Genomic DNA, 4,993 nt, shown 5'->3' with positions numbered 1-4,993 from the left:
AGTGGGCAACTTTAAATTCACTGGTGATGCGCGTTTGAAATTTACTGGTCATGATGCAGTAAGAACAACTTATGTAGTTGAAAAAGATAAAGATGATAAAAAAGTTCTTACAGAAAAAATGATGAAAAAATCTATGTTTGACTATCGTGGACGTGTTCAATTTGCAGCGACTGTGAATGAAAATATGAAAGCTGTGATTTGCATGACTGCTAGCAAAGAATTTGGTGCAGCGGGTACTCCAGCAGCTGAAGTTGATCGTATCTATGTACAACGTAATTTGGGTAAATATCTAACTGCAACAGCTGGTCGTCATGATTTATTTATTGGTGGCGGTTTAACATATGATGGAGTCGCTGAAGGGGTTACTGTTATGGTAGGTAAAGATGCATTAAATGCATCTGTAAGTTATGGTTATGCGCCTGATTTAAAATATAATGCAGTGATGGGTAGCACAAAGGATAAACCAGGCACTGACTTTAATACAGTATCATTCTATGCTGAAGAACAAAAAGATAATGCGCAATTAGCTGTGTTCCAATTGAAAGGTATGATTGGTAAAAATGTAAAAGTTGGTGGCTTCTATACAAAAGTAAATGGAGTAAAAGCAGCAGAAGCAGTTAAAACTATTACTACTGGTATTGAATTGCTTAAATCTGATAAGGCTAAGGAAGTTAATGAAGCAATTGACAAAAAATATGATAAAAAATCCTTAGATTTCTATGGATTTAATGCAAGCCTTAATTTGGGTCACAATGTAATGGTGGATGGCGAGTTTGCTAAATACAAAGATTTGAAACATTCTAATGCTTGGACAGCAGGTATCGCCTATGGCGCTTATGATATGGGAAAAGCAGGTACTTGGATGTTAAAAGCTCAATATGTAGATCTTGATGTATTAGCACCTGTATTCTCTTCTACATTATGGACTCCATATAACCAAAACTTCAAAACTTGGGCAGTATCTGGTAAATATGCGGTAGCTAAAAATATCGGCTTAGCAGCATATTCCACAATTGGCGCGAAAGATAAACAAGGCAATGATGTAGCTGAATACTATCGTGCTGAATTAAACTACAACTTCTAATACAATAAGAAATATGTAGTGTCAATATAATATTGAATTACGAATGAAAAAGCGGTTAGTTGGTACATCCAACTAATCGCTTTTGATATCCAATACCTATATAGATTCTCTAACGTATAAAGAACATACTTAAGAGGTATAAGACATATAGTGCCTTATAGACTATTTAGTAGAGAGTCAAAAATTATAAGTGGTATATAAATATCGAAAAAAATCATTTTGCATTTGCAATGGTAGCTAGATTGTGATACTATATATCTTAATCCAAGTGAATGTATAATAAAAAATTGGTGCAGTCAAAGTTGTATATATGTGGAGGAAACGAGGACACTCCAATAAAAAACTGTGAAAGGTACTGGTTGTTTTATAGTATTCACAAATTTTATTTATTTTCATTGAGAGGTAATTATCATGAAAAAACATTTAGCAGTATTAGCTGCAACAGCAGTATTGGGTGTTACTTCTGCATTCGCAGCAAACCCATTCTCCGATGTAACTCCACAAGATTGGGCATACCAAGCAGTTGCTCAATTGGCAGCACAAGGCGTAGTAAATGGCTACCCAGATGGCACTTTCAAAGGCCAACACAATATCACTCGTTATGAAATGGCACAAATGGTTGCTAAAGCATTAGTTCGTCAAGATCGTGTTGACGCTGAACAAAACGCAATCATCAACCGTTTAGCTAACGAATTCTCCGCTGAGTTGAACAACTTAGGCGTTCGTGTAGCTACATTGGAAAACAAAGTAGGTAACTTCGCATTTACTGGTGATGCTCGTCTTCGTTACCAAGGTTCTCATACAAAAGAAAATTTGTATGTAAATGATGAAGACACTGAATCTCCACGTCTTTCTAAATTCGACTACCGTGCTCGTGTACAATTCGAAGCAACAGTAAATGATAATACAAAAGCAGTAGTTCGTTTATCTACTGAAAAAGAGTTTGGTGCAAATGATAAAGATAATACAACAGCAGCTTCTGTAGATCAAGTGTATGTTCAACATAATTTCGGTAAATATGCAACAGCTACAGTAGGTCGTCAAGATTTAGTTATCGGTAGCGGTCTTACTTATGATGGAGCATTTGAAGGTGCACAAGCAACTGTTGGTAAAGATAAACTAAATGCAACTGTATCCTATGGTTACATGGTTGATGGAGATTTAGCAGATCGATCTCGTGAAGAAAATGCACAAACTACATCTTATCAAGTAAATGCAAAATTAGGTAAACATGTTGATGCCAAAGGTTACTATGTTCAATATCATGGTGATAAATCTGAAAATTATTTTGGCGGCGCAGTAGATACGCATTTTGGCCCACATAGCAAAGTATGGTTGGGTGGCGAGTATTCTCGTTATGAAGCATTAGGCGCGGCTGGTGAAGGCTGGACAGCAGGTATTGGTTATGGTAAATATGATATTACTAAACCAGGTACTTGGAGCACAAAAGCTCAATACTTCCGTCTTGGAGAGGTAGCTCCTGTAACATCTCCTACATGGAACTTACCAGATATTTCCAACTCTAACTTCCGTGGTTGGTTGGGAACTATCGACTATGCAGTAGCTAAAAACGTAGGTGTAACATTAAATGCGCAATTACGTAGTAAAAATCTAGATGGTTATGCATTACCTGATTACTACCGTGCAGAATTAAATTACCAATTCTAATTGGTTAGTGAATATAGAAAAGAACTCCTTCGGGGGTTCTTTTTTATATATCAAATGATAGACTATAATAGAATTACCACCTTTATTGGGGGGATTGAAATTTGAGACCTAAGTAATTAAATTATTATCATATACATAGGAGATAGGGCGTTCTAACATATTGTTTGGAAAGATTGTAATAGAGAATGTTATAACAAAGTGCTAGATATGGTTATTACTATTAAATATATTTCAAGAAAAAGTAAATGAGATGTTTATTTTTAAAATTTATTTGCTTTATATGGATATCCTATGATATGATACTTTCAAGTCAAGTATGTTTGCTATGATTTAGATTATAGGTATGTTATTACTGAATGTTGAGGAAACGTGGACACTCCCTGAAAAGTAATGCGATGATATAATCAGTCAAGCTATGTGTATGAGACGATGTATATTATTTTATTTTTCATTGAGAGGTAATTATCATGAAAAAACATTTAGCAGTATTAGCTGCAACAGCAGTATTGGGTGTTACTTCTGCATTCGCAGCAAACCCATTCTCCGATGTAACTCCACAAGATTGGGCATACCAAGCAGTTGCTCAATTGGCAGCACAAGGCGTAGTTAATGGCTACCCAGATGGCACTTTCAAGGGACAAAACAACATCACTCGTTACGAAATGGCACAAATGGTAGCTAAAGCATTAGTTCGTCAAGATCGTGTTGACGCTGAACAAAACGCAATCATCAACCGTTTAGCTAACGAATTCTCCGCTGAGTTGAACAACTTAGGCGTTCGTGTAGCTACATTGGAAAACAAAGTGGGCAACTTCAAATTCACTGGTGATGCTCGTTTGAAATTTACTGGTACAGAAAAAGAAACTAACACATTTGAAGTTCTTGATAAGGCAAATGCAGATGGAGAACTTATTGAACCAAAAACTGTCAAAAAGTCTAAATTTGATTATCGTGGTCGTGTACAATTTGCAGCAACTGTAAATGAAAATACAAAAGCAGTTGTTCGCTTAACAGCTAGTAAAGAGTTCGGTGCAGCAGGAAATCCTGAAACTGCTATTGATCGTGTATATGTACAACATAACTTTGGTAAACAATTGACTGCTACTGCAGGTCGTCATGATGTAACAATTGGTGCAGGTTTAACATATGATGATGTATTCGAAGGTGCTACAGTTATGGCGGGTAAAGATAGTCTAAATGTGGCAGTTGTTTATGGTTATGCTCCAGAATTAAAATATAATGCTGTAGTTGGTAGTACAAAAGATAAACCAGGAACAGACTTTAAAGAAATCTCTTTATATGCAGATGATCAAAAAGATAATGCACAATTGGCAATTTTCCAATTAAATGGTATGGTTGGAAAGAATGTTAAATTAGGCGGATTCTATACTAAAGTTAATGGTGTAAAAGCTGTTGATGCAGTTAATTTTGCTCTTGGTGGAGAAGGGGCCTTACCAGAAAAAGTAAGTAAAGATTTAGCTAAAAAATCTTTAGATTTCTACGGCTTTAATGCAAAAGCTATGTTAGGTTCTAAAGTAACTGTAGATGGTGAATTTGCAAAATTCAAAGATATTAAACATTCTAATGCATGGACTGCAGGTATTGCATATGGCGATTATAATATGAAAAAACAAGGTACATGGATGGTGAAAGCTCAATATGTAAACCTTGATACATTAGCTCCAGTATTCTCTTCTACATTCTGGACTCCATACAACCAAAACTTTAAAACTTGGGCTGTATCCGGTAAGTATGCAGTAGCTAATAATGTTGGCTTGGCAGCATACTCTACAATTAATGCTAAAGATAAAGACGGTAATAGCGTAGCTGATTACTATCGTGCAGAACTTAACTACAATTTCTAATTTGCTAGTTACACATACAAAAAGAACTCCTTCGGGAGTTCTTTTTTATATGATAAATGATGGATTGTAAATAGGATTACTCCATATACTTAGGGATTGTATTAAAAGTATGGAGTCAATGTATTCAATTTTTATTTGCAATTTAAGTGAAACTTGGGGCTAAGTAAGTCTTTATTAATTATCTTGATATAGGAGTTTTAAAGGTCTAAAATGATGTATGAAAAGATTGGAATAATAAATGTTATAGCCAATAGTTAGATATGATTATTAAAAGTATATATATCTTGAATACAAAAAATAAACGAAACGCTTATTTATTAGGAAGTATTTGCTTTATATGGATATTCTATGATATGATACTTTCAAGTCAAGTATG

The 4,993-nt window shown here is 34.9% G+C and carries 3 protein-coding genes; all 3 read left to right on the top strand.

What is annotated here, in order from left to right:
• Positions 1-1,084, top strand: a 1,084-nt coding sequence (locus tag HMPREF3032_RS03955) for a hypothetical protein (protein WP_197413485.1), incomplete at its 5' end; no start/stop codon positions are given.
• 411 nt (positions 1,085-1,495) lie between these two features.
• The gene (locus HMPREF3032_RS03950) at positions 1,496-2,752 is read left to right on the top strand and encodes an S-layer homology domain-containing protein (RefSeq protein WP_062402119.1); all 1,257 of its coding nucleotides are present in this window, start codon (positions 1,496-1,498) and stop codon (positions 2,750-2,752) included.
• Positions 2,753-3,216: 464 nt separating this feature from the next.
• Positions 3,217-4,617: an S-layer homology domain-containing protein gene (locus HMPREF3032_RS03945; protein WP_072270757.1), complete on the top strand. Its 1,401-nt coding sequence runs from the start codon at positions 3,217-3,219 to the stop codon at positions 4,615-4,617.
• Positions 4,618-4,993 lie beyond the last annotated feature (376 nt).

It is taken from the genome of Veillonella sp. DNF00869 (assembly GCF_001553345.1).
Lineage (GTDB): Bacteria > Bacillota > Negativicutes > Veillonellales > Veillonellaceae > F0422.
Note: the sequence above shows the minus strand (reverse complement) of the source record. Positions and strands in the feature narration are given on the sequence as shown.